The sequence below is a fragment of the Paraburkholderia phenoliruptrix genome (assembly GCF_019511605.1).
GTDB lineage: Bacteria > Pseudomonadota > Gammaproteobacteria > Burkholderiales > Burkholderiaceae > Paraburkholderia > Paraburkholderia phenoliruptrix_A.
In genome coordinates this window covers 275,286-296,111 of the sequence record NZ_JAEUAV010000002.1, presented here as the reverse complement: position 1 = coordinate 296,111, position 20,826 = coordinate 275,286, and the positions used below count along the sequence as shown (strand labels likewise).

At 60.6% G+C, this 20,826-nt stretch carries 22 protein-coding genes; 6 read left to right on the top strand and 16 right to left on the bottom strand.

Annotated elements, in window-relative coordinates:
• Positions 1 to 63 precede the first annotated feature (63 nt).
• Positions 64 to 195 carry a SymE family type I addiction module toxin gene (locus JNB89_RS30995; RefSeq protein WP_223216708.1) on the top strand — a complete coding sequence of 44 codons (132 nt, stop codon included), beginning with the start codon at positions 64 to 66 and terminating at the stop codon, positions 193 to 195.
• Positions 196 to 234: 39 nt separating this feature from the next.
• On the opposite strand, the gene JNB89_RS04985 is transcribed toward JNB89_RS30995, so the two are convergent.
• The 5 genes from JNB89_RS04985 to JNB89_RS04965 form a co-directional block, all read right to left on the bottom strand.
• Positions 235 to 570, bottom strand: coding sequence for a hypothetical protein (locus JNB89_RS04985; protein WP_220361487.1), 336 nt, complete (start codon positions 568 to 570; stop codon positions 235 to 237).
• Positions 571 to 751: 181 nt separating this feature from the next.
• A complete protein-coding gene (locus JNB89_RS04980) occupies positions 752 to 931 on the bottom strand; it encodes an RHS repeat-associated core domain-containing protein (RefSeq protein ID WP_346656192.1) in 180 nt (59 codons plus the stop codon).
• Between the two features lie 9 nt (positions 932 to 940).
• Positions 941 to 1,087 (bottom strand): hypothetical protein, encoded by a 147-nt coding sequence (locus tag JNB89_RS30990; RefSeq protein ID WP_223216698.1) that lies wholly within the window; start codon positions 1,085 to 1,087, stop codon positions 941 to 943.
• Between the two features lie 510 nt (positions 1,088 to 1,597).
• Positions 1,598 to 2,653, bottom strand: coding sequence for an aldo/keto reductase (locus JNB89_RS04970; RefSeq protein WP_220361484.1), 1,056 nt, complete (start codon positions 2,651 to 2,653; stop codon positions 1,598 to 1,600).
• Positions 2,654 to 2,726: 73 nt separating this feature from the next.
• On the bottom strand, positions 2,727 to 3,317 hold the full coding sequence (locus JNB89_RS04965) for a flavodoxin family protein (RefSeq protein ID WP_013342844.1): 591 nt from the start codon (positions 3,315 to 3,317) through the stop codon (positions 2,727 to 2,729).
• 116 nt (positions 3,318 to 3,433) lie between these two features.
• On the opposite strand from JNB89_RS04965, the gene JNB89_RS04960 reads away from it, so the two are divergent.
• A complete protein-coding gene (locus JNB89_RS04960) occupies positions 3,434 to 4,339 on the top strand; it encodes a LysR family transcriptional regulator (RefSeq protein WP_135891395.1) in 906 nt (301 codons plus the stop codon).
• A 94-nt stretch (positions 4,340 to 4,433) separates the two neighbouring features.
• On the opposite strand, the gene JNB89_RS04955 is transcribed toward JNB89_RS04960, so the two are convergent.
• Positions 4,434 to 5,318, bottom strand: coding sequence for a LysR family transcriptional regulator (locus JNB89_RS04955; RefSeq protein WP_220361483.1), 885 nt, complete (start codon positions 5,316 to 5,318; stop codon positions 4,434 to 4,436).
• A gap of 120 nt (positions 5,319 to 5,438) precedes the next feature.
• Between JNB89_RS04955 and argC the strand changes: the two genes are divergently transcribed.
• Positions 5,439 to 6,398 (top strand): N-acetyl-gamma-glutamyl-phosphate reductase, encoded by a 960-nt coding sequence (gene argC, locus JNB89_RS04950; protein WP_220361482.1) that lies wholly within the window; start codon positions 5,439 to 5,441, stop codon positions 6,396 to 6,398.
• A gap of 87 nt (positions 6,399 to 6,485) precedes the next feature.
• On the opposite strand, the gene JNB89_RS04945 is transcribed toward argC, so the two are convergent.
• From JNB89_RS04945 to JNB89_RS04915, 7 genes are all read right to left on the bottom strand, one after another.
• On the bottom strand, positions 6,486 to 7,268 hold the full coding sequence (locus tag JNB89_RS04945; protein ID WP_220361481.1) for a hypothetical protein: 783 nt from the start codon (positions 7,266 to 7,268) through the stop codon (positions 6,486 to 6,488).
• Between the two features lie 184 nt (positions 7,269 to 7,452).
• Complete coding sequence (locus JNB89_RS04940) at positions 7,453 to 8,259, bottom strand: OBAP family protein (RefSeq protein WP_220361480.1); 807 nt, start codon at positions 8,257 to 8,259, stop codon at positions 7,453 to 7,455.
• A gap of 180 nt (positions 8,260 to 8,439) precedes the next feature.
• Positions 8,440 to 9,849, bottom strand: a complete 1,410-nt coding sequence (locus tag JNB89_RS04935; protein ID WP_220361479.1) for an MFS transporter — start codon at positions 9,847 to 9,849, stop codon at positions 8,440 to 8,442.
• Between the two features lie 292 nt (positions 9,850 to 10,141).
• Positions 10,142 to 10,777, bottom strand: coding sequence for a glutathione S-transferase family protein (locus JNB89_RS04930; RefSeq protein ID WP_220361478.1), 636 nt, complete (start codon positions 10,775 to 10,777; stop codon positions 10,142 to 10,144).
• A gap of 52 nt (positions 10,778 to 10,829) precedes the next feature.
• Positions 10,830 to 11,279, bottom strand: a complete 450-nt coding sequence (locus JNB89_RS04925) for an SRPBCC family protein (protein ID WP_220361477.1) — start codon at positions 11,277 to 11,279, stop codon at positions 10,830 to 10,832.
• A complete protein-coding gene (locus JNB89_RS04920) occupies positions 11,280 to 11,612 on the bottom strand; it encodes an ArsR/SmtB family transcription factor (RefSeq protein WP_220361476.1) in 333 nt (110 codons plus the stop codon).
• A 163-nt stretch (positions 11,613 to 11,775) separates the two neighbouring features.
• Positions 11,776 to 12,885, bottom strand: coding sequence for an alpha/beta fold hydrolase (locus JNB89_RS04915; protein WP_220361648.1), 1,110 nt, complete (start codon positions 12,883 to 12,885; stop codon positions 11,776 to 11,778).
• A gap of 493 nt (positions 12,886 to 13,378) precedes the next feature.
• Here JNB89_RS04915 and JNB89_RS04910 point away from each other — a divergent pair, with 493 nt between their 5' ends.
• Positions 13,379 to 13,966: a TetR/AcrR family transcriptional regulator gene (locus JNB89_RS04910; protein WP_220361647.1), complete on the top strand. Its 588-nt coding sequence runs from the start codon at positions 13,379 to 13,381 to the stop codon at positions 13,964 to 13,966.
• A gap of 156 nt (positions 13,967 to 14,122) precedes the next feature.
• On the opposite strand, the gene JNB89_RS04905 is transcribed toward JNB89_RS04910, so the two are convergent.
• The 3 genes from JNB89_RS04905 to JNB89_RS04895 form a co-directional block, all read right to left on the bottom strand.
• Positions 14,123 to 15,991 (bottom strand): serine hydrolase domain-containing protein, encoded by a 1,869-nt coding sequence (locus tag JNB89_RS04905; RefSeq protein ID WP_220361475.1) that lies wholly within the window; start codon positions 15,989 to 15,991, stop codon positions 14,123 to 14,125.
• A 397-nt stretch (positions 15,992 to 16,388) separates the two neighbouring features.
• Positions 16,389 to 17,321 carry an MBL fold metallo-hydrolase gene (locus JNB89_RS04900; protein ID WP_220361474.1) on the bottom strand — a complete coding sequence of 311 codons (933 nt, stop codon included), beginning with the start codon at positions 17,319 to 17,321 and terminating at the stop codon, positions 16,389 to 16,391.
• A 301-nt stretch (positions 17,322 to 17,622) separates the two neighbouring features.
• Positions 17,623 to 18,411 (bottom strand): phytanoyl-CoA dioxygenase family protein, encoded by a 789-nt coding sequence (locus JNB89_RS04895; protein ID WP_013342829.1) that lies wholly within the window; start codon positions 18,409 to 18,411, stop codon positions 17,623 to 17,625.
• 162 nt (positions 18,412 to 18,573) lie between these two features.
• On the opposite strand from JNB89_RS04895, the gene JNB89_RS04890 reads away from it, so the two are divergent.
• Positions 18,574 to 19,671, top strand: a complete 1,098-nt coding sequence (locus JNB89_RS04890; protein ID WP_013342828.1) for a LacI family DNA-binding transcriptional regulator — start codon at positions 18,574 to 18,576, stop codon at positions 19,669 to 19,671.
• 94 nt (positions 19,672 to 19,765) lie between these two features.
• Entirely contained in the window at positions 19,766 to 20,776 is a 1,011-nt protein-coding gene (locus JNB89_RS04885; RefSeq protein ID WP_013342827.1) for an ABC transporter substrate-binding protein, read from the top strand.
• Positions 20,777 to 20,826 lie beyond the last annotated feature (50 nt).

Genomic DNA, 20,826 nt, shown 5'->3' with positions numbered 1-20,826 from the left:
GAACACTCTGTCACCATTCAGCAATCCTGGCGCTATCAGACAGTCGCACCCCTGCCGTTCCATATGCGCAAGGAGCCGGCCACGTTTCCGTGGATGAAGCTCTCCGGAAGGTGGATCCAGACCGCCGGATACGAGCCCGGACAGCGAGTGCGTATCACCGTCGAGCACCAGAAGCTCATCATTACACCGCTTTAAATGCAGAACGGCTGCTCGCGCGGCCCTTCTGCATCAACGCTATCCCAGCACTGACACTGTCGAGAACTCGATTGTTATATCAGCGCCAACGGAAGGCCGTATCTCCGCGATCTTTTTTAACTCTTCAGGTGGCCATGGATACGACTTGTTCAGCCGCGCAACAGCCTCGTCATAGCGCGACGGATCATCCTCAGACGAAAAGATGCTGATGTCATAGATAACGTTCCGGATGAGGAAATTTCTCACGATGCAACGCGAAGCTCCAGCAAATACGCGAACTCTTCTTTCGGCTTCAAAGTGGATTTTTATACGTATATCACTTCCATCCACCTCGATCCCGTCTATATACCAATCATGCAGATGGTCCGGCAGCATAGCTACCACCTGGAATTCATAGCGGACAAAATGGGGCGACAGCGCAATCCCGGTTGTTCCCGTTCCAATTGTGCGCGTGTGGTCTCATTCCACGGTGCGAATGATCGAAATCAAGACCAACAGCGGCTCGGCCATCGGGATCGTAAAGCCGCATCCGCCCGCTATCTGAAGGGTTCGATACTCAAGCATTGGCCGGTCCATTCATTGGCGGGCCAGCCTCACCGGTCGTATTATTGAACTGCACCGGATTGCCGTTGACATAAGCATACGCATTCGTCTGCCCACTCGCCCAGCCAGTTGGGCCCTCACTAATGAACCGCCGTGTCGCCGGCTGGTAGTACCGGTTCCGATGGTGAAGCACATCCACCCGTCACCGAACGCGCTGTTGCCTGCGAATCGCAGATATATTGCCCGCCGCGTCGTAGTCGTAGTACGCGGTTGAGCCCGCGACCGACACCGACGTGAGGCGACCCATTGGGTCGTAGGCATACGTGATGTCGTCAGCGGACGCCGCCATCGGCAGAATCGCTATATACGCCACTGCACCGGCGCTCGCCGTTCGCCGCACGCATTCCAGCCCCCGCTTAGCTGAGGCATAAAAACGAGCACCTCTCCCCCCTGAAATATTTGCCATCGATATCCTTATTATTGAATTAGCTAGCGTTATAAACGCCTTATACGATACCGAAGCCTAACGCGGATAACTATCAGACCGGTCTATATTTAAGTAATATGTCTCCTACGTCCTGTAGGGCTCTTCTCGTATTGAGCTATCAGCATTTCAGGTGGGCTCGCCCGTTAACGACGGCGTTACACACTTTTGCCGGCCCGCTCACGACGAGCCCTAGGTGTGGCACATTCCGGTCGACGCAATAAACACCGATAAGTCGGCTGGCGAATAGGATTGCGCAGTGCTGCTTTCCTTTATGGTGCGCCTATCCCTCATTGGTAATGGGCGCGCGCAATGCAACGCGAGGCGGTCTACGCAACCGCCCGCGTCCAAAGTATCGATGTGCAGCAACCGATCTTACTTCGCCCCACCCCCGCTGAAAGCCGAAGGAATCCGACTCGACTCCTGACGCTCGATCATCCAGCCGGGATAGTGGGAAGGCAGAGCACTTACGGCTTCAAGACGCGCAAGCTCTTCTTCGGTCAGGACGATATCGACCGCACCCAGATTATCTTCGAGCTGTTCGACCCGTTTCGCGCCGATGATGACGCTCGTGACATACGGCCTCGCGAGCAACCAGGCGAGCGCTATGCGGGCAACCGAGACACCGCGCGCGTCAGCAATGCTGCGCATTTCCGCAACGCACGGCCACGCCCGCTCGAGATCGACCGGGGGAAAATCAAAATGGCTGCGTCGCGAACCTTCTTCGGTCGGAGCCCCAGGACCGAACTTGCCCGACAGCAATCCGCCGGCGAGGGGCGACCAGACGAGGAGCCCCATCCGCTCCTCGATGGCGAGCGGCACCAGCTCGCGCTCGACGTCACGTCCGGCAATCGAATAGTACGCCTGGAGCGTCTCGAAGCGCGTGGCGTGCAGCGCCTCGCTCAGCCCGAGTGCCTTGCCGATCTTGCCCGCCCGCCAGTTCGAGACGCCGACATAACGAACCAGCCCCTGCCGCGTGAGATCGTCGAGCGCGCGCAGCGTCTCTTCAAGCGGCGTGACAGGATCGCTGGCGTGTATCTGGTACAGGTCTATATGGTCGACCTGCAGGCGTTCCAGACTCCTCTGCACAGAATCCATGATGTGACCGCGCGACGCCCCCTGATCGTTCGGTTTCGGGCCCATAGCGCCAGCTGTTTTCGTAGCAAGCACTATCTCACTGCGTCGTACTCCGAGGTCTTTGAGCGCCTGTCCGACGAGGCGTTCTGACTGGCCGAAGGAATATACGTCGGCCGTGTCGAGGAAGTTGATCCCCTCAGCAAGCGCACGGGCGATCAGTCGGTTCGCCTCTTCCTGTCCGAGCGCGCCGATCGCCGCCCACATGCCGGCGTCGGCATTGCCGCCCAGTGTCATCGTGCCGAGGCACAGTTCGGAAACAAACAGGCCGGTGCGGCCCAGTTGCTTGTATTTCATGGCAGTTCCCTTCGAGATTGGCTGGATGAAACGCGACGGCCTGCCGCCTCACCTTTGCTCACGCAACGAAGTTTCAGTTGCTTTGATGCCTGCCGGCCCGCAACTGCCCGGCGATCATCGCGACGCGAGCGCCATAACGGCGGGCCGTCTCGAGATCCCCCGGCGACATCTCGTCAGGCGACGCATCAGCAGGCGTCTGCGCCATCGGCGCGATGTAGGAGCCCATGCGATTGAGGTCGTCACGCGTTGACGCCTTGACGTTTGCCGGCTTGATATCCATGCTGACCCAGATGCCGCCATGCTGACCGGCCAGCAGGAAAAAGTATTCGAGCGTATTGAGCTTGTCGCCGTTCAGACTCGCACTATTGGTAAAGCCACCAAAGATCTTGTTTTGCCACCGGCCTTCGAACCAGGGCTTCGACGAGCTGTCAGCAAACTTCTTGAACTGCCAGCTGGGGCCGCCCATGTAGGTCGGCGAGCCAAACAGGATCGCATCGGCGCCGGCAAGCGTTTCCCAGCCATCGTCGGCAATGTTTCCTTCGCTGTCGATCGTGACGAGCACGGCACCCGCGCCATCGGCGATAGCTGTGGCCATACGTTCGGTGTGTCCATATCCGGAGTGGTAGACGACGACGGTCTTAACGGGAGAGGTCTGCTGATTCATGGTTGTTCCTTTTCGTTCAGGTTGTCCTGCGGATGACATGGAAAGCTAGTCTACTGAGTCCCGATTGAGCTATAAATAACGACAAAGAGAACGTTCTGTTACTTTCCAAGTGAACAATGCAAAACCTCGACGCGCTTCTGATCTTTGCCCGGGTCGCCGAAATGACGAGCTTCACGCGCGCGGCCGAAAGCCTTGGTATCCAGAAGGGACGTGTCTCCCTGGTGATCCGCGAGCTGGAGCGGGATGTGGGAGCCACCCTTTTGCATCGGACTACACGAAGCGTGCAGCTCACAGAAGATGGACGCGCGTTTTATTCCCGGGCGCGCGATCTGCTGGCCGACGTACAGGAATTGCAATCAATGTTCTCGAGCAATGGCACACCGCTACGGGGACGATTGCGTGTCGACATGCCCACCGAATTGGCGCGAAGCGTCGTGGTTCCCGCGCTACCGCAGCTGATGGCGGCACATCCCGAGCTGCAACTGGAACTCTCCAGCACCGATAGGCGTGTCGATCTCGTGCAGGAAGGGTTCGATTGCGTGATCCGGCTGGGTCCAATTGCCGACGAGAGCCTGATCGCGCGACCGTTGGGCAAGCTGCGCATGACCAACGCGGCGAGCCCGAGCTATCTGGCACGGCACGGTATACCGCACACGCTCGACGATCTGCTCAGCCAGGGACACAGGATGGTCCACTACACACTAACACTCGGCGCGAAGCATGCGGGATGGGAATACCCACACGGCAACGGCTACGCGACGCTTGCGTTGCCAGGCGCGATGCAGGTCAACAGCGTGCAGACCTATCATGCAGCCGGGCTTGCGGGCATAGGGCTGATACAGGCGGGATATCTGGCGCTCGCACATCACATTCAAAGCGGCGCGCTAGTGGAGGTTCTGCCCGATCTACGTCCTGAGCCTCTTGCCGCGTCGCTCGTCGTGGCTCATCGACGTAATCTGTCGCCACGCGTGCGGACCTTCATGGATTGGATCGAGGGAGTGTTGGCGCCGTATTTTGATTAATCGGTGGGCGGTGGAGGTTCGCTTGGCGGCGAATTCACCGCTGCCATTATTCCACCAAGAACCATTAGTCACTCTTGAGCACGTTGTCCGAAAACTACCTCAATCGCAAATCACGCAACACGTCCAGCACGTGTTGCGTGGGACGCTCAACGTACCCCGCGCGATGAGCAATGCCCAGCTGACGCCATAGCGCCGGGCGCAGCGGTCGCATCGCGATGCGCCTGTCGGGTGGTGGCGCAGTTGCCTCATGAGGTAACAGCGCGGCGCCATAGCCGGCCGCAACGAGACTCTTGATCGCGTCGTTGTAGTTCAGCTGAATGCGGGGCACGGGATGCTGCCCCGCAGTGCTGAACCAATCCGCTGTCAGACGCGAAAGACGCGTGCTCGCGTCATTGAGAATGAGAGGTTGAGAGGCGAGCCATTCAGGGGTAACGCGCGCTGGACATCGCCAATGCGCCGGCAAAAAGGCCATCACCGGGTCGCGCCTCCAAGGCGTCATCACGACTCCAGGTACGGGAGGCTGCGGCAAGGCGACTAGCCCAACGTCCAGCGTCCCAGCTGCCAGCCGGGACAATGTTTCGGAGGAAGTCAGGACTGCAACCTGTACGTCGATAGCGGGATGGTGCTGGCGCAACACTTCGAGCGCCTGGGGCAACAGGTGGGCAATTGCGCCGGTCGAAGCGCCGATCCTGACGCGCCCCTCAAGCCCCTGTACCTGGCGTTGGATATCGTCGAGCGCTTGCTCAGCGTCCGCAATCAGTCGCCGCGCGCGCTCAACCAGTACCTCTCCTATCGCCGACGGCCTAACCTGCCGGCGCTTGCGCGACAGAAGTGGCGCCCCAATGCGCTCTTCGAGTTCAGCGATATGGAGACTGACTGTCGGAGGTGCCAGATTCAGTGCACGCGCTGCCTCTGCAAACGATCCACGCTCGGCAATCGCGATAAGGGTGCGCAAACGGTCCAGGCTGATCTCTCGCATGTGAGCGCCTTCGTTCAGAAAACCTGAATCCAATGGTTATGAAATTCAACTTTTCCTATTCTATTCCTTGCAGGATCATGACGGTTCGCATCGCCTTACAACCACCCGGAGTATCCCCCCATGAGCGCTCCCATTGTTTTCATCGATGGCGACCAGGGCACCACAGGACTGCAAATCCGTGAACGTCTGCACGACCGGACCGACATAACGCTGCTCACGCTCACGGGCGATGACCGCAAAGATGCGCGACGCCGCGCGCAAGCCATCAACGCCTGCGACATCGCCGTTCTCTGTTTGCCCGACGCCGCCGCGCGTGAGGCCGTGCAAGCCATCGTTAATCCCGCGGTCAGGGTCATCGACGCTAGCTCGGCGCACCGGCTACAGCCCGGCTGGACATACGGCTTTCCCGAAATGACGCCAGAACAACCTGAGCGCATTGCGATTGCCCGGCGCGTAACCAATCCCGGCTGCTTTCCCACGGGGGCCATCGGCTTGCTGCGTCCCATTTCGCAGGCTGGGCTCTTACCAGCGAGCTACCCCATCAGCATTCACGCGACGTCTGGCTACTCAGGACGTGGACGCGTCGGCCTGGAAGAGTATGAAGGGCCCGAAGCCGCAAACGCCCCGTCATACAAAGTCTATGGGTTGCAACTCGCGCACAAGCACACCCCGGAAATCCAGAACTACGCCCAACTCGCGCACCGACCGATCTTCGTTCCTGCAATAGGGGCGTTTCGTCAGGGCATTGTGGTGACGGTGCCGCTCGAGTTGCGGCTGCTCGCACCTGGTGTGAACGGCGCCACCTTGCATGCTTGCCTCGCACGTCACTATGCTCGATCGACGCACGTCCGGGTCTTGCCGCAATACGAATCGAGTGCCTTGAGCTACCTGGATCCCGAACTGCTGAACGGTACGAACGACATGCACCTCAGCGTTTTTCACCACGAGGAAAACGGTCAAGTTCTTCTCTCCGCTGTTTTCGACAACCTGGGCAAGGGCGCATCCGGCGCTGCGGTTCAGAATCTGGAGTTGATGCTGGCGCGGCAATCAGGTTCGGCAGCGCTTCATGGCCAACGATAGGGTCAAGCTGGTCCTTGCAACCGAATGTGGAGTAATGGCCAGCGCTGCCTCATGGCTGGGTGACGCAGTGACGCTGCACAGAAAGCGTCATTCAGCAGCGGCGACCGGTGTGCGTTGTCGGCTGGCTGCGACGCGCTTCGTGCACCACTGCACGACCATGGCGAGCAACGCCGCTTCGGCAAAAGCATAGACAGGTCGTTGATAGGGAAGCGCGAAGGTAAGCAGAAGGCAGAATGCGGCGAATGAGAAGCGGCCCAGCACCATGCCCCGCAGCAGCGAAATGACAAAAGCCGGACCGTGAGCGCGATGGGACGAAACGGAAAGGATGATCCCGAGCAGCGGGAAGACCGCAAGCAACCCGCTCCACGTCGGGCCGGCCCAGGTCGATAACGATGTGACAGCGAAAGTCAGCATAGCCCCGGCAATCATCCTGCCAAGCAGATCGAAGCTAGATACCGGGGCACCCGCAGCAACGGTCGAACTTGTCGGCAAGAACGACTGTCCAATGGTCACTGCCGTGACTGCGGCGACCGAGGCCCACAGAGGCGATGTCGGCATGAGCGAGAGGCCGCATGCAGACAAGAACCAGACGACGATGCCTGCAAGTAGCGCAAGCGGCCACGTCAGCGACCTGCAAGTCCAGGCATAAGCGAAGTTGAACGCCTCGGACGCCAGGATAGCCGCCAACGATAAGGTCGCAGCACGGGCTCCGAACGCGGCTCCGTGCGAAAGCGTCAAGAGGTACAAAATCGGCCCGGCTACGACAGGCAGTCCCGCCAACCAACCAGCAATAGATGGTCCCCACCACCTGCCGGACATCGAGACGACGAGCACGAAAAGCGGAACCACGGTTAGCTTCAGCGCGAGCATGACAGGCCGGATTCTTAAAACCGGATTCTACCGTGCAAGCGATGAACAACGACGACCGCAGCTACGAATCACCTCGATATTGACGCAGCTAGAGCGCGGCCGCGACCCGCAGCCACCCTTCGTCGCTCCACATGTACGTGACGCCCCAGATAAACACGTGACTGGGCCATGTGATTTCGCGAAGTCAACCACCGCGCCGGTTTTTCAACGGAACATTGCTCAGGACCAGTTGCGGCGCTTGTCCCGACTGCCAGCCATCGGCTCCGGGCTGAACGAGTCCCGCTGACTTCGCAAGGTCTTCCCGGTTTTTGCGCTCTTTCGCGGTCGATATGTCGAGTTCCCTATCACGGCTCTGGATCATCTCCGGGCTGAGCTGTCCGTCCTGGGTAAAGCCCATCATTAGCTGCGGGATCCCAATAGGCAGCGCCGAGTTTCTGTCGATCTGCCATGTGTGCCAAGTCTTCCCGTATGTGTTGACCAGTAAAGCGATGGCCGTGTGTTCGACCGGCATGGGAATGCCCGGCATTACAAGTTCGCCGGAAGTCGTCTCGTGGCGGTGGCTGTGCCAAAGCGGTTTTTCCTCGTCAGGCAAGGTTTTGAATAGCTTCTCGGAAACGATGTATTCAATACCGATGAGCCGGGAGTCCCACTTGTTGCCGTCGTAAATGACGCACTGGAAGAAGTCTTCGTTGATGTGATGGCAGTAGTGATGAGCCTCGACCTGCCTCCCCATGTCGTCCGCATAGAAGTGAAACCCGTTCAGGTACATATTGATCGCGTCGATAGGGGCGTGGCTTTGCAATACGTCAGCGCCCATTCCGAGCATTTTGCTTTTCTCCGACTTGCCGCGCCCCGGAATCGCCCCGCGCGATTCGGTCGTTTGCTGCGCCAACGCCTGGCCTGCGCCGCAGGAACATGTGGCAAAGGCCACTGCAGAGCCCAGAAGGCCCATGAAACCGCGTCGGTTGCGATTAGAAAGAGGCAGTGCCATATCCATCTCCGCGTGAATGCCTGAAATTCTGGCGCATGCTGACCGTCGTCTCACGCTAGCAGCGACGCCGACATTGCGTTCAGAAGCGAGTGTTTGATTGCCGCCAGCAATCTGGATGCCGCACTGCAGGTTCCAGTTCTGTCGCTCGGAGGTTGGGCCGGTTTTTATGCTGTCTAGCCGCTATCGGACGGCTTCTCCCGGAGACCGATCGACACTTGGTCTATTAGCTCCCCCAAGCAGAGCTCGCGCCGTTGCAAGGCTAAGGAGCGTCAACAGAAATGCCAGCATCACCGCCACATGCAGTCCATGCACGACGTCATTCGACTCCGGCCGGACCAGTAAGCCGAACACGCCGACGCCCAACACGCCGCCGATCTGACGCGCGCTGTTCAGCACGCCGGAGCCGACGCCGACATAAGACGGCGCCACATTCGCCAGGACCGCCGTGTTGATCGACGGGACCGCGAGCGCGACGCCAATCCCGACCGCAAGAAGCGGCAACGCCGTCACAAGGGTGCTGCCGTCGGCGCTCACAGACAGCAGTGAGACATAGCCAAGCGCGGCCAGCACTTGTCCGTAGACCATCGGCACGCGGTAGCCGAAACGCGCGGCAAGCCTGCCGGATACGATGTTGGCGAGCGCGACAAGCGCCGTCATCGGCAGGAATGCAAGTCCGGTCTCGAGCGGCGTGTCGTGACGCACATACTGAAAGAACACACTCATCGCGAACATCAGTCCGTAGTATCCAAAGTTCAGCGACAACCCGGTGAGCGCACTCACGGTGACGGCCGCGTTGCGAAACAGCGTGAGCGGCAAAAGCGGTTGATCCTGCCACGCCTCGACCGCGATGAACAACGCACCCATGACAGCCGACAGTGCGAGCGCCAGCAGCACGGTGAAACTTGTCCAGCCGAGGCGCCCGCTTTCGACCACCGCGTAAGTTAGAGCGGCAAGCGTGACAACGGCGAGCATCTGGCCAGCCAGATCAATGCGACGTCGGCTATTGACCATGGTTTCGGGCGCATGCGCAAGCGTGAGCCAGATGCCCGCGACGCCCACCGGCACATTGATCAGGAAGATAGACGGCCAGCCGAAGCTGTCCACCAGCAGGCCGCCCACCAGCGGCCCCGCGCCTAACGCGAGCGCCGCTGTGCCGGCCCAGATACTGACTGCTTTGGCACGCTCCTGGGCCTGCGGAAATGCGGCGCCGAGTAGTGCCAGTGACGACGGCACGCATAGCGCCGCTCCCGCGCCCTGAACGAGGCGCGAGGCGATCAGCAGCGTCGCGCTATGCGACACACCGCATGCAATGGATGCGCAGGTAAATACCGCCAAGCCGCCGACGAAGACGCGCCGCGCGCCAAAATGATCGGCGAGTGCGCCCGCTGTAAGCAGCAGACTGGCGAACGCCAGCGTATAAGCATTGACGACCCATTCGAGTGCCGTCGAGTCCATCGCGAGACTGGCGCGTATCCTGGCGAGCGCGACGTTCACCACCGTCACGTCGAGACAGATGATGACAAAGCCAAGGCTCGCCGCGAGTAGCGCGAGCCGTGGCGACCGGTGCAGCGAACGAGAGTGTGGGCTCATGAAGGCCTCGCATGAATGGCGCGATGCGAACCGGCTGGTTCGCACGTCGTCATGCGGGGCACTGTATTAATAAAGCGCAACTTGATAAACGCAGCAACGCTGTCAACAGAACTCAGTAATATGGGGCAATGAGTCTTGTTGAGGCGTTGCAGACGATCTGCAGGTTAAATGCCGGTTCAGCCCGAACTTGGCATGCGCACTGGCCAGATGCTTAGCCTCTTGTACTGCGAAATGCCGGGAAGCAAGCCGCTCAGCGCCTCTGTTGAACGCGCCCGTGGCAAACTCGGTACGTTCAGGCAGCTGCCGCTTCAGTCGAGCGCGACGGAAACGGATTGCGCCACGCTTCGAATTCGTTCAGCCGGTCATGCCAGCGCACAATATTCGGAAACTCGTCGAGCGGCATCGCCGCACGGGCGGCATAAGGCAGCGTGACGGCAACCGAGAAATCCGCGATGCTCATCTGATCGCCGAGCAGCCATGTCCGGTCCTCAAGGTGCCGGTCCAGTACCGCTGCGTGTTTGCGAAACCATCGCTGCGCTTCAGCAACCTTCGCGCTATCCGGTTCGCCAAGACCTATCGCATGTTTGATAAGGTGTTCGAAGTAAAGTGCCCCGCCATATCGATAGAAATGCTGGCTGTTCCAGCTGAGCCAGCGCAGCACATCGCTCTGCAGTTCCGGCTCTTTCGGCCATAACGGCGATTGTGCGCGTTGCGCGAGGTGACAAACGATCGCGTCGGCCTCCCAGATACTTCTTTGCCCGTCCACCAGACATGGCACCTTGCCGTTCGGGTTGAGCGTTAAGTACGCCGGCTTCAGGTGCTCGCCCTTGCCCAGGTCGAGATAGTTGTATTCTATTTGCATGCCTAAATAACGAGCAACTGCGCAAGCCTTCCGTGGGGCCAGCGTTTCCGCATAATAGAGTTGCATGCGACGTCTCCGGTATATGTTCACCTTGTTCGAAACTGCGTTTTTGAGCGTCTCAAACGTCCTTGCCGCCGAGGTCCGCGATCAATGCGTCCAGCTTATCGAACGCGCCCTTCCAGCCGGCTTCATGACTGTCGCGTGTCGCTTCGTCGATTAGCTGCGCGTGCGTGAAGTTCATTTCCATGCCTTCACCGAGCGGGCGAAACGTAATGGTCACGAGCGAACGGCGCTCGGGCAGCGTGACCCACTGCCACGTGAACACGAGCTTGCGGTCTGCCTCTACTTCCTGATATTCACCGCGGCACTCATGGGTTTCGCCGTCGAGCGTCTGGAACACCACGCGGAACCGGCCGCCTACTCGCGGATCCGCTTCCGCACTGAGTACCGGCCCTGCGTCCGGGCCCCACCAGCGCGCCATCAACTCCGGCCGCGTCCATGCGGCATAAACCTTTTGCGGCGATGCCTTCAGGCGTCGCACGATCGTCAGACTCGGCGTGTGCATCATCTACTCTTCTCCTTCGACAAAGTCAGCAAGCCGGTCGAGGTTGGCGGACCAGAATCGCTCATAACGTCTGAGCCACGCCATGGCCTCTTCCATCGGCCCGGCCACCAGTTGCACCGAAACGGTTCGACCATGCTTGGCACGCGTAATCAGGCCGGCCTCGCTCAGCACGTCCAGATGCTTCATGACGGCAGGCAGCTTGATCGGCAATGGCCGCGCGATTTCCGTGACTGAAAGCTGAGGCTCCTGCTCCAGACGAGCAAGAATGGCCCGCCGCGTAGGATCGGTCAGCGCGGAAAACGTACGATCGAGTTGACTTACAGGACACTTCACCATACGGTGAACTATAGAGCTTCGACGCACGGTGTCAAGCTGTTTATGGCATTGCGTTTATGGCATTGCTTCTTCAGTGTCGACGGAAGCTGTGAATCCAGCGTGCGAGTGGATGCAGGCGCGGAGCTACGCCACGCAATCCCTACTAACCGCGGGTGTAATCCGCTCAACCGGCTTCCCTGGCGAAGGCGAGCAGAAGCTCGCTGAGCCTTACCGGTTGCTCCTGTTGAATCCAGTGACCCGCGCCGTCGATAAGCTCGACGTCGCCCATTCTCGTCGCTGCTTTTGTCTTCATCAGATCGAGTGCGCCAGGTGCCGCATATGTGCCCCAATCGCTTCGGCCGCCAATGAAGAGCGAGGGGACATCAATCGTCTTGCCGGAAAAAAGGCGCAACTCGGCGTTCAATTCGGAATCGGAAAACACGCGATACGCCTGCAAGGCGCCTTGAAATCCCGTGCGGTCATACTCCCGCATGTACACGCCAAGCTCCGGCTCGGTGAGCCACTTGCAAGCCATCACCTCGGCGAAGGAAGGCTGGAATGGAGCGACCGTTTCGGGCATGGTCTTGTCCAGTTCCATGACGTAATACGTGGGCATCTGGGCAAGTTCTGCGGCGGTTGGCGCCTTCAACGGATGTGGCTTGTTTCCCGGCCAGTCGGCGCTTTTCACGTAGAAAAATGCACGAAGAAACGCGTGCAAACCCTGTGGCGGATGCCACATATCCTGGTTCGCCTGCCGCGTGCTCAGGTACTGCTGGTAATGCTTCCTTGGCGGATCGAGCGCTGCCAGCGCGGCCGCTAGCTTCTGATTGCCATTGTTCGGTTGAGCCGACACTGCCGCGCTTTGCGCAATATTGAACGGCAGCGCCGGCGGACCGGGAAACGGTGCACTCATGAGCACCACCGAGGGAAAGACGTCAGGTCGGGCCAGCGCGCAATAGGCGGCCACCGGCGAGCCGAGGTCGTGCCCGACCAGCATTGCCGTGCGCCGATACCCCAGTGCCAGGACCAATGCGAGCGCGTCACGCGTCATGTTCAGAAGGCTGAACGGCGCGAGCGGTGCGTCATAGTCGCTCGACCAACCGGTGGTGCGGCCAAATCCCCGCTGATCGGGGGCCACGACATGGTAGCCGGCGTCAGCCAGAATCGGCATCAGGTGCCGCCAGCCGTAAGCAAGATCGGGAAAGCCGTGCAGAAGCAGTGCGAGCGGTCGGCCAGGGCTTTCGTAACCGGCCTCGAGAATATGGACATCGAGGCCGTTGACCCCGTGGATCATGCGCGAGCGGACGCCATTGGGAAGCGTTCCTTCGCCGTATGTTGATGCGGCCAAATCGGTTGCTCCTGTGAGGTTTGCCCGTGCGGGTCGAAGAAAGGCCGCCATCAGGGTGGCGGCGCCCATCGCCAGGACGGCGCGGCGCGAGGCCGTTGGCTTCCAGCCGGGTCGATTACTCATAACGGAACGCACCTGCGCGTGCCGGCACCGTCTTTAGCTTCCGCGACAGCACACGCGACACACTGTGCGTGACGCGGGCGCGCACGCGGGGGCGATTGACCGCGACACGAAGACGCTCCGTACATAGCGACCGAGCAAGCCCGCTGGCTTTCTCATGAGTCGTTGCGGCTGCGACCTGGAAACGCTGCGCATCACCGAACGGACCTTCCTGGCTTGCGATTGGCTCGAGAGGCATGGCCGGGCTCCTTTATATGGTGATCGCCATACTATAGCAATCACCCTGGAACCAGCAAGCGAAACATGCTATGTTCGCCACATGCCACGTAAGACCGACGCCCGCGCCCGCGCAATTGCCACAGCGGAACGACTGTTTCGCATCCAGGGTTACACTGCGACCGGATTGACCCAGATCCTCGAAGAAAGCGGTGCGCCCAAAGGATCGTTCTATTTCCACTTTCCGCGCGGCAAGGCACAACTCGCAGAAGAAGCAATCGACAATTACATCGCGCAACGAATTGCCGTATTGCGGACCATCTCGTCAGACACGGCGGGCGATGCGCTCAAGTTCGTGCATCAGATCTTCGCCACATTCGCGGCCGAAATGGTCGCCTCCAATTTCGAGTATGGATGTCTGATGCAAAACCTCGCGAATGAGCTGCCGGCGCTCGACGCTGAGCTGACCCAACGGGTTGCGCGGGGTTTCGCTGATTCGACCGAGGTCATTGCCGAGCATTTCAGGGGATGCGGTTTCGCTGCCGCGCGTGCCTCGTCGAGCGCAGCGGCCTTGGCGGCCGCTCTCGAAGGCGCGCGAACCATAGCTCGCCTCGAGCGCTCACCAGCTGTATTCGAGGCGCTGGCAGATGTGACTGCCCCAAGAGGGACTGCGCCAGACAGCGCGGAATAAGCGGCGCAGCAGCAAGCTTGCGCGCGCATTGCCGCAGGCAGTGATCTTCTCAGACTGGCAAGCGCGCACGTATCGATGCACTTCCCTGCCGCTCAAGTGAATAGCACGCACCGCCCGCTGGCTTTTGTGTAAGCGTCGAGCGACCCTGCAGTGCGGTCAGATCCGCGAGTAGATAGAACTGCCGATGGTCAGTGTCGTCGCACTCGCCGACGCGAAGCGGATGTCATAGAGGTCGCGCCCGAAGTTTCCCGGCACCTTGATCGACATGCCGCCGAGCGTATCGCTGACCGGCACGAACAGCTGATAGCGAAGGTCTTCGTTGCCGTAAAGCACGTAACCGGGAAGTTCGGCGAGTGTCGCGAAAAACGCCGGCGGATTACCGAGAACCGCAATCGGCACCGCGCTCGGCGAATCGTTCGTCAACGTCCATTGCGTGCCGACGCGTTGCTGCCACGCACTGTCGAGCGGCGCGCGCGCCACGAGTTGCTGACCGACGGGCAACGTCAGGTACGCGTAGCCCGCGCCCGGCACGACCCGCTTCATCAGGTAGCGATAGTGGAACGCGTTGCCCTCGCTGTCGTTGCCCGACACGACCGTGAGTCGATACGACGCCGTATCGGTATCGCTCCACCACCAGCCGTCGGTGCGAAACCGGTAGGCGCCGATCTGCGCCCAGCCGCGCGTATCGGCGTCCCACTGGTTGATTTGCAGGCTACCGTCCGCGTTGGCGAGCACCTGATACGGCGCATCGGAGTTGCCGTAGATGCCAGCGCCGCCCGCCAGGCCCGGCCCCGGTGCGGCGGGCGGTGCCGTGGTGCTGACCTTCGCCGGCAGCGACGAAATCGTGCCGTCTTCTTTCAACGCGGACAGCACGAGCGTTTCCGCAATCGCACGAGCGTTGTAGCCTGAGTTGCCAGTCACCAGCAGCGCAAACTGCGAATTCGGCACGACGAAAAACTCGGTCGAGTAGAACGCCGTGCCGCCGTCCTTCTCCCAGCCACGCACGCCTGCCGCGTCGAGCGCCGGCTGCACCACGGAGTCCCAGCCCAGGCCCCAGCGCCATTCAGGAGACGGGTTGATCGTCAGGCTTTGGGTTTGATCCGTGCCCATCTGCGCAATGCCCGCCGCGGACACGATGCGCTTTCCCTGGAACACGCCGCCGCCGTAGATCATCTGAGCGAGGTTCATCATGTCGGCGGGTGTCGAACTCAGTCCACCGGTAGCGTATGCATTCACGAACTCCTGATGCTGCGTGCCGTTCACGTATGGCAGCGAGAACGATCCGCCAGAAGGCACGCTCGTCAGATAGCTCGAGTGAGTCATGTTCAGCGGCGCGAGGATTTCCGACTGAACGAAGTCCGCGAAACTCTGGCCTGTCACTGCGAGCACGATCTGCTCGACCATCGTGAAGCCGTCGTTGCAGTAGACGGCCAATTCGCCGGGCAAATGCTTCAGGTGCGAGTTGGCGAGTTCGGCTTGCGTGTCGGCAGCGTAGCCGGCAACCGGCTCGAATGTGAACAGATTGCGCCCATTCGTGCCGGGCAACCCCGATGCATGCGACAACAGATGACGCGTGGTGATCTGCGCGTATTCCGGCGAGAGCATCGTGAAGGTAGGCAGATATTTGACGATCGGCGTGTCGAGTGCAATCAGTCCGCGATCGACGAGGATCGCCGCCGCGAGAGCGGGAAAGAGCTTACTCACCGAGCCGATGTTAAAGCGCGTCTGCGGCGTTGCCTTGACCTGCCCCGGCACCGACGCCACGCCGAACGCCTCCTGCCACACCACCGTGCTGCCCTTGACCATTGCAACCGAGATCGCCGCGACCGGGTTCGACGGATCAGTCACGGCTTGCCGGATCATCTGCTGGCCGAGCGCAATCGTCTGCTGATAAGGCGCCGAATGGAGTTCGTCGTTGCCGCAACCTGGCAGCACCGTCGCGAGTAACCCTGCGCCGGTATAGCCGAGGAACTGTCGCCGTTTTTCGCTAGCAGGACCTTCGGGATTGCGTTTGCACCTGGTCATGACATCCCCCTCTCGAGTTTCAAGACCCGCAAGAAGCCGCTCTCTCGCAACACGGCGCTGAGGGACGGCATGTTCGATGCCTTACCCCGTGCCCGATCATAGCTGTGCAATGCAATTGCGGATAGCGGCATGTCGAGATGCCATGAAGCTTTGGCTCAAGAGCGCGCATAACGGGAACCAGACGCTTGCTCACAAGGCGGCAATGCGCCCGGACTGTCGTTTCTGGCTCCGTCGAAGCCGCTGGCCGTGCGGCAACGCTCTGCGAACTTTGCAAACGCCGGCACCCCGAACCTGAGTGACGCGCGTCGCCACGCGCACTCCTCGTACCTAAGTTTGCGCGCGGCCTGAGCGTGACTCAGCCGTGCGGTCAGAACACGACGTAATGGCTGCACAACAATCAGTAGTCCCACAGGACTGGCACGAAGCGGAATCCTTTACCGCTCCTCGCGACATGGCCGATGGATGGGAACGCCACATGCGCCGCGGCCAGCAGAGCGCCGGTTTCAGCGGCCTCGTCAAGCAGCGCAACGCGCACATTCCTCGCCTTCTCTGGATCGTGCTCGAAACCATTCTGCCAGTCTGGATTGTCGAAGTTGACTTCGAAGATCGCGTCGCCCACGAACGTGAGCTTCTCGCCGTTCGAGGCGACGTCCACGACGCAGTGTCCCGGCGTATGGCCGCCCGTCACGCGTGCCGTCACGCCCGTGGCGACTTCCACCGTCTGGTCGAATTGCCTGATGTTTTCGCTGTAGAGTTTTGCAAACTTCGCAGCCGCCTTGCACAGCGCGGGAGGAACTGCTTCTGGCATTACCGTCTTGCTGAAGTCGGGATTCTTCCAGAACTCCAGTTCCGCCGCCGACACGTGAATGCGCACGTCTGGCCGCAACCTGGCCTTGACGCCGTCGACGTTCAGCCCCCCGACGTGATCCATGTGCATGTGCGTGATCACGATATCCGTGATCGCTGCGAGATCGATGCCGGCGGACTCGAGCCGCCTCACCGACTGCCCGGCACGCGTGAAGTATTCGAAACCGTCGCCTACGCCGGAGTCGACCAGAATCAGGCGGTCGCCGCTGCGCACGAGTGCAATGTTCAGCGCCCAGTCGAACATGTCGCGTTGCAGGAAGCGACCATCGAACCATTCATTGCGCTGCGCTTCGCTCACGTTAGTGGACATAGTGGAAGTCGGCAGCGGCAGAACCCCGTCGCTGACCAGCACGACCTCGACGTTGCCCACCTGCACTGCGTAGCGGGATGACACGAGTTCGCCGGAACCTTCCTTTCCAAGGTTGGCGGTAACCGGCTGCACATTGCGGATTGTCTTTCTCATATTCAATAGTCCTATTGATCAGGTGGAGTAAGCCGCACTGCGCGCGCAGTTCACCGGAACGACACGAGTTTCGCGCGCTTTGCTTGTGTTCGCATGGAGACTCAGCGTGTGACGGATTGTAGTGAGCGGGCGCGAACGCGAGTAGCATCGCGAACGCCCACATCATGTTGTCCGAATGGCAACAATCGGCGAGCGTGACGCAAATGAGAGGGAGAAGAGAGGCAGAAGAGAGAAAGCGGGCGCGACAGTAGGAGCAGCGCCCGCGCGTTCGCGGGCGCCTGAAGAAAAAAGCGTTCGACGCTCAGTACGCGAATTGACGGTAGCTTTCGTCGAAGGTGCGCGCGGTTTGTTCGACCACAGGATTAAAGCGCAACAAACGGCGCGCCCGCGCAGGAAGTTCGGCAAGCACCTTGCGCGGCACGTCGATATGCACTTCCGGCCGGAAATACCACGCGCGGCTATAGCCGATAACAACCATCGGACGCGGATCACCAGTGAAATTCGGCGTGCCGCGATGCAGCCCGCGCACGTCGCGGATCATCACGTCGCCGACCTGCATGGTCACGCGCTCGGCCTCGAACCGCTTCGCCTCCAGACCTTCCAGCGCTTCGTCCCGCGAAATCCGATGGGTTCCACGCGTCGTCTCGAGCGGGCCGTTGCGCTCGTCCACGTCGACGAGCGGGAAGTTCACCGCGAGTTGAAAAGACGGCGTTTCCGGCGCGTCGTCGAAAAGCGGCGGCGTATCGCGATGCCAGTCCTGGAATGTCGAGCCGAGCACCGGCGTGTCGGTCGCGAGTTGGCACATGACCGGATCGGGGCCCGCCACGCGCTCCACGATGCCAACAATGTCTTCATCGCAGAAGATAGTCGGATCTGCAAAGAGGCCCTCGAACGGCAGCGTCACGTAATAGCGCCCAGGGCCGCGATTGCCGTTCGCATCGGCATGCATATGAGGCTCGAGCAACGGCGCAAATGCGTCGCGCCAGGCTGCTATCGTCGAACGCGGAAAGTGGTCGCGCAACAGCACAAAGCCGTCGCGGTTGAACGCATCCGCGAGTGCGTCTCTCGTGCTTTCGTCGTAACGGGCCATGCGTGTCTCCTCCTTATGAATGGCAAAAAGAATCCCACGGGCACAATCGCGTCGTCAATATTATTAGTAATAGTTGGTGGAAACCCCGATTCCATTAGGGCCAGCGCGCGTTGTTGATCGTTAATATTAGTGGTAAATTTGCTGCACTCCTGCCGCCAGCCCATGAAGAAGACAACCCAACGCCGCCCCACCATGACCGACATCGCGAAGCTCACCGGAGTCTCGCAATCGACGGTTTCGCTCGTGCTCAACAACGCGAGCGGCGCAAAGTTTTCCGACGCGACGCGCGACAAAGTGCTGCGCGCGGCGCAAGAACTCGGCTACCGGATGACGCCGCGCGAAGCCAGTGCGCTGCCATCGTTCAACACGGCGCAAGGCGAACGTAATCTGATCGTCTATCTGGCCGACGAAATCTCGACGAGCCCGCATCCCGTTGTCAGCATCGACGGCGCGCGCGACGCCGCATTTGCGAACGGCCGCATGCTCGCCGTGTATTCGACGCACGGCAATGCGGAGATCGAGGCGCGCGTGCTCGATGCGACGCTCGGCAATCCGAACGTGCTCGGCGTGATCTATGCAACCGTGTTCACGCGGCGCGTGACGCTGCCCGCAGCGCTCGCGCGGGTGCCGACCGTGCTGCTCAACTGCTACTGCAGCGAGGCCAACCTGTCGTCGGTCGTGCCCGCCGAAGTCGCGGGCGGCCACACGGCCACGGACTATCTGCTCGCGGCGGGACATCGGCGGATCGGCTATATCAACGGTGAGCCGTGGCAGGATGCGGCGCGCGATCGTCTGAAGGGTTATCGCACGGCACTGGCAACGGCTGACTTGCCGTTTGCGCCGGAACTCGTGCGAGAAGGCGACTGGGGCCCGGCAACGGGTTTCGAGGAAACGCTTTCGCTGATGCGCGAGCCGAATCCGCCCACCGCCATTTTCTGCGCTAACGATCTGATGGCGCTCGGCGCAATAGAAGCGCTCAAGCAACTCGGGCTGCGCGTGCCCGGCGATGTTTCCGTGCTCGGCTACGACGATCAGGAAATCGCGCGGCATACGCATCCGCCGCTGTCCACCGTCGTGTTGCCGAACTACGAACTGGGCAAGTGGGCTGTCGAAACGCTGTTGCAGGAGGAACACAACCGCGCCGCTGGCGCACCGGTGCGGCGCCGCACGGTCAAGCTCGACGGACCGTTGATCGAGCGCGGCTCGGTCAGGGTCATCGCCGAAACGAAGCAGCTCGCAACTAATAATATTAACGACTAGCAGGTAATAGGACTCTCGCAGCAGGCAGAAGACCGGGCATTACAAGCATCGGCATTGACAAGAAACAGGCAAACCATCCATAACGGAGGAAGACATGCTGTCGCTCAAGAATAAAGCGGGCCTGCGCCCGATTGCTGCATCGTTTCTCGCACTCGCTGCGCTCACCCTGTCCGCCGGTCTCGGCACCGCGCATGCCGCCGACGACGCCCTGCCGAAGATCCCGAACAAGAAGCCGCTGAAGGTCGGCTTCGCGCAAACGGAAAGCAACAACCCCTGGCGGCTCGCCGAAACCCGCAGCTTCAAGGAGATCGCATCGAAGTGCGGCTGGCAGATGGTCATGACCGACGCCAACAGTTCCGCTGCCAAGCAGGTCGCGGACATCCAAAGCATGATTGCGCAGCACGTCGATCTGCTGGTGTTCCCGCCGCGTGAAGAAAAGCCGCTCGTTCCAGTCATCATGCAGGCGAAGAAGGCCGGCATTCCCGTAATTCTCGTCGACCGCAACGTCGACCAGTCGATGGCCAAAGCGGGCAAAGACTACATCACCTTCATCGGCTCGGACTTCATCGACCAGGGGCAGCGCGCTGCGAACTGGCTCGTGAAGGCGACTAACGGCAAGGCAAGCATCATCGAACTCGAAGGCTCGACAGGTGCGTCGGCAGCGAATGATCGCAAGAAAGGCTTCGACGAGGTCATTGCGAAGAACCCGGGAATGAAGATCGTTGCGTCGCAAAGCGGCGATTTCGCGCGCGACAAGGGCCGTCAGGTCATGGAAACGCTGCTGCAAGCGCATCCCGACGCGACCGCCGTCTATGCGCACAACGACGAAATGGCGCTCGGCGCGATTGCCGCGATCAAGGCCGCGGGCAAGCAGCCGGGCAAGGACATTCAGATCGTGACCATCGACGGCACCAAGGGCGGTCTCGAAGCCATCAAGGCGGGCGAACTCGGCGCAAGCGTGCAATCGAGCCCGTTCTTCGGTCCGCTAGCCTGTGACGTCGCGCAGAAGTACGCAAAAGGCGAAACCATTCCGCCGTGGGTCAAGGTGTCCGACCGCTTCTATGACAAGAGCAACGTAGACGCGAGCATGCAGTACGGTTATTGAACGAAAGGCGTGCCTTTGCGGGCGCTTTGCTCGAAGCGCCCGCTTGTCAT

What these genes read in the sequence shown, in the direction of transcription:
- JNB89_RS04890 (WP_013342828.1), top strand. Translation starts at nt 18,574, where the DNA reads ATGAAGAAGACAACCCAACGCCGCCCCACCATGACCGACATCGCGAAG.
- JNB89_RS04940 (WP_220361480.1), bottom strand. Translation starts at nt 8,259, where the DNA reads ATGGCACTGCCTCTTTCTAATCGCAACCGACGCGGTTTCATGGGCCTT.
- JNB89_RS04885 (WP_013342827.1), top strand. Translation starts at nt 19,766, where the DNA reads ATGCTGTCGCTCAAGAATAAAGCGGGCCTGCGCCCGATTGCTGCATCG.
- JNB89_RS04955 (WP_220361483.1), bottom strand. Translation starts at nt 5,318, where the DNA reads ATGCGAGAGATCAGCCTGGACCGTTTGCGCACCCTTATCGCGATTGCC.
- argC (WP_220361482.1), top strand. Translation starts at nt 5,439, where the DNA reads ATGAGCGCTCCCATTGTTTTCATCGATGGCGACCAGGGCACCACAGGA.
- JNB89_RS04945 (WP_220361481.1), bottom strand. Translation starts at nt 7,268, where the DNA reads ATGCTCGCGCTGAAGCTAACCGTGGTTCCGCTTTTCGTGCTCGTCGTC.
- JNB89_RS30990 (WP_223216698.1), bottom strand. Translation starts at nt 1,087, where the DNA reads ATGGCGGCGTCCGCTGACGACATCACGTATGCCTACGACCCAATGGGT.
- JNB89_RS04925 (WP_220361477.1), bottom strand. Translation starts at nt 11,279, where the DNA reads ATGATGCACACGCCGAGTCTGACGATCGTGCGACGCCTGAAGGCATCG.
- JNB89_RS04895 (WP_013342829.1), bottom strand. Translation starts at nt 18,411, where the DNA reads ATGGCCCGTTACGACGAAAGCACGAGAGACGCACTCGCGGATGCGTTC.
- JNB89_RS04970 (WP_220361484.1), bottom strand. Translation starts at nt 2,653, where the DNA reads ATGAAATACAAGCAACTGGGCCGCACCGGCCTGTTTGTTTCCGAACTG.
- JNB89_RS04930 (WP_220361478.1), bottom strand. Translation starts at nt 10,777, where the DNA reads ATGCAACTCTATTATGCGGAAACGCTGGCCCCACGGAAGGCTTGCGCA.
- JNB89_RS04915 (WP_220361648.1), bottom strand. Translation starts at nt 12,885, where the DNA reads ATGATCCACGGGGTCAACGGCCTCGATGTCCATATTCTCGAGGCCGGT.
- JNB89_RS30995 (WP_223216708.1), top strand. Translation starts at nt 64, where the DNA reads ATGCGCAAGGAGCCGGCCACGTTTCCGTGGATGAAGCTCTCCGGAAGG.
- JNB89_RS04920 (WP_220361476.1), bottom strand. Translation starts at nt 11,612, where the DNA reads ATGGTGAAGTGTCCTGTAAGTCAACTCGATCGTACGTTTTCCGCGCTG.
- JNB89_RS04985 (WP_220361487.1), bottom strand. Translation starts at nt 570, where the DNA reads ATGCTGCCGGACCATCTGCATGATTGGTATATAGACGGGATCGAGGTG.
- JNB89_RS04900 (WP_220361474.1), bottom strand. Translation starts at nt 17,321, where the DNA reads ATGAGAAAGACAATCCGCAATGTGCAGCCGGTTACCGCCAACCTTGGA.
- JNB89_RS04960 (WP_135891395.1), top strand. Translation starts at nt 3,434, where the DNA reads ATGCAAAACCTCGACGCGCTTCTGATCTTTGCCCGGGTCGCCGAAATG.
- JNB89_RS04905 (WP_220361475.1), bottom strand. Translation starts at nt 15,991, where the DNA reads ATGACCAGGTGCAAACGCAATCCCGAAGGTCCTGCTAGCGAAAAACGG.
- JNB89_RS04935 (WP_220361479.1), bottom strand. Translation starts at nt 9,849, where the DNA reads ATGAGCCCACACTCTCGTTCGCTGCACCGGTCGCCACGGCTCGCGCTA.
- JNB89_RS04965 (WP_013342844.1), bottom strand. Translation starts at nt 3,317, where the DNA reads ATGAATCAGCAGACCTCTCCCGTTAAGACCGTCGTCGTCTACCACTCC.
- JNB89_RS04910 (WP_220361647.1), top strand. Translation starts at nt 13,379, where the DNA reads ATGCCACGTAAGACCGACGCCCGCGCCCGCGCAATTGCCACAGCGGAA.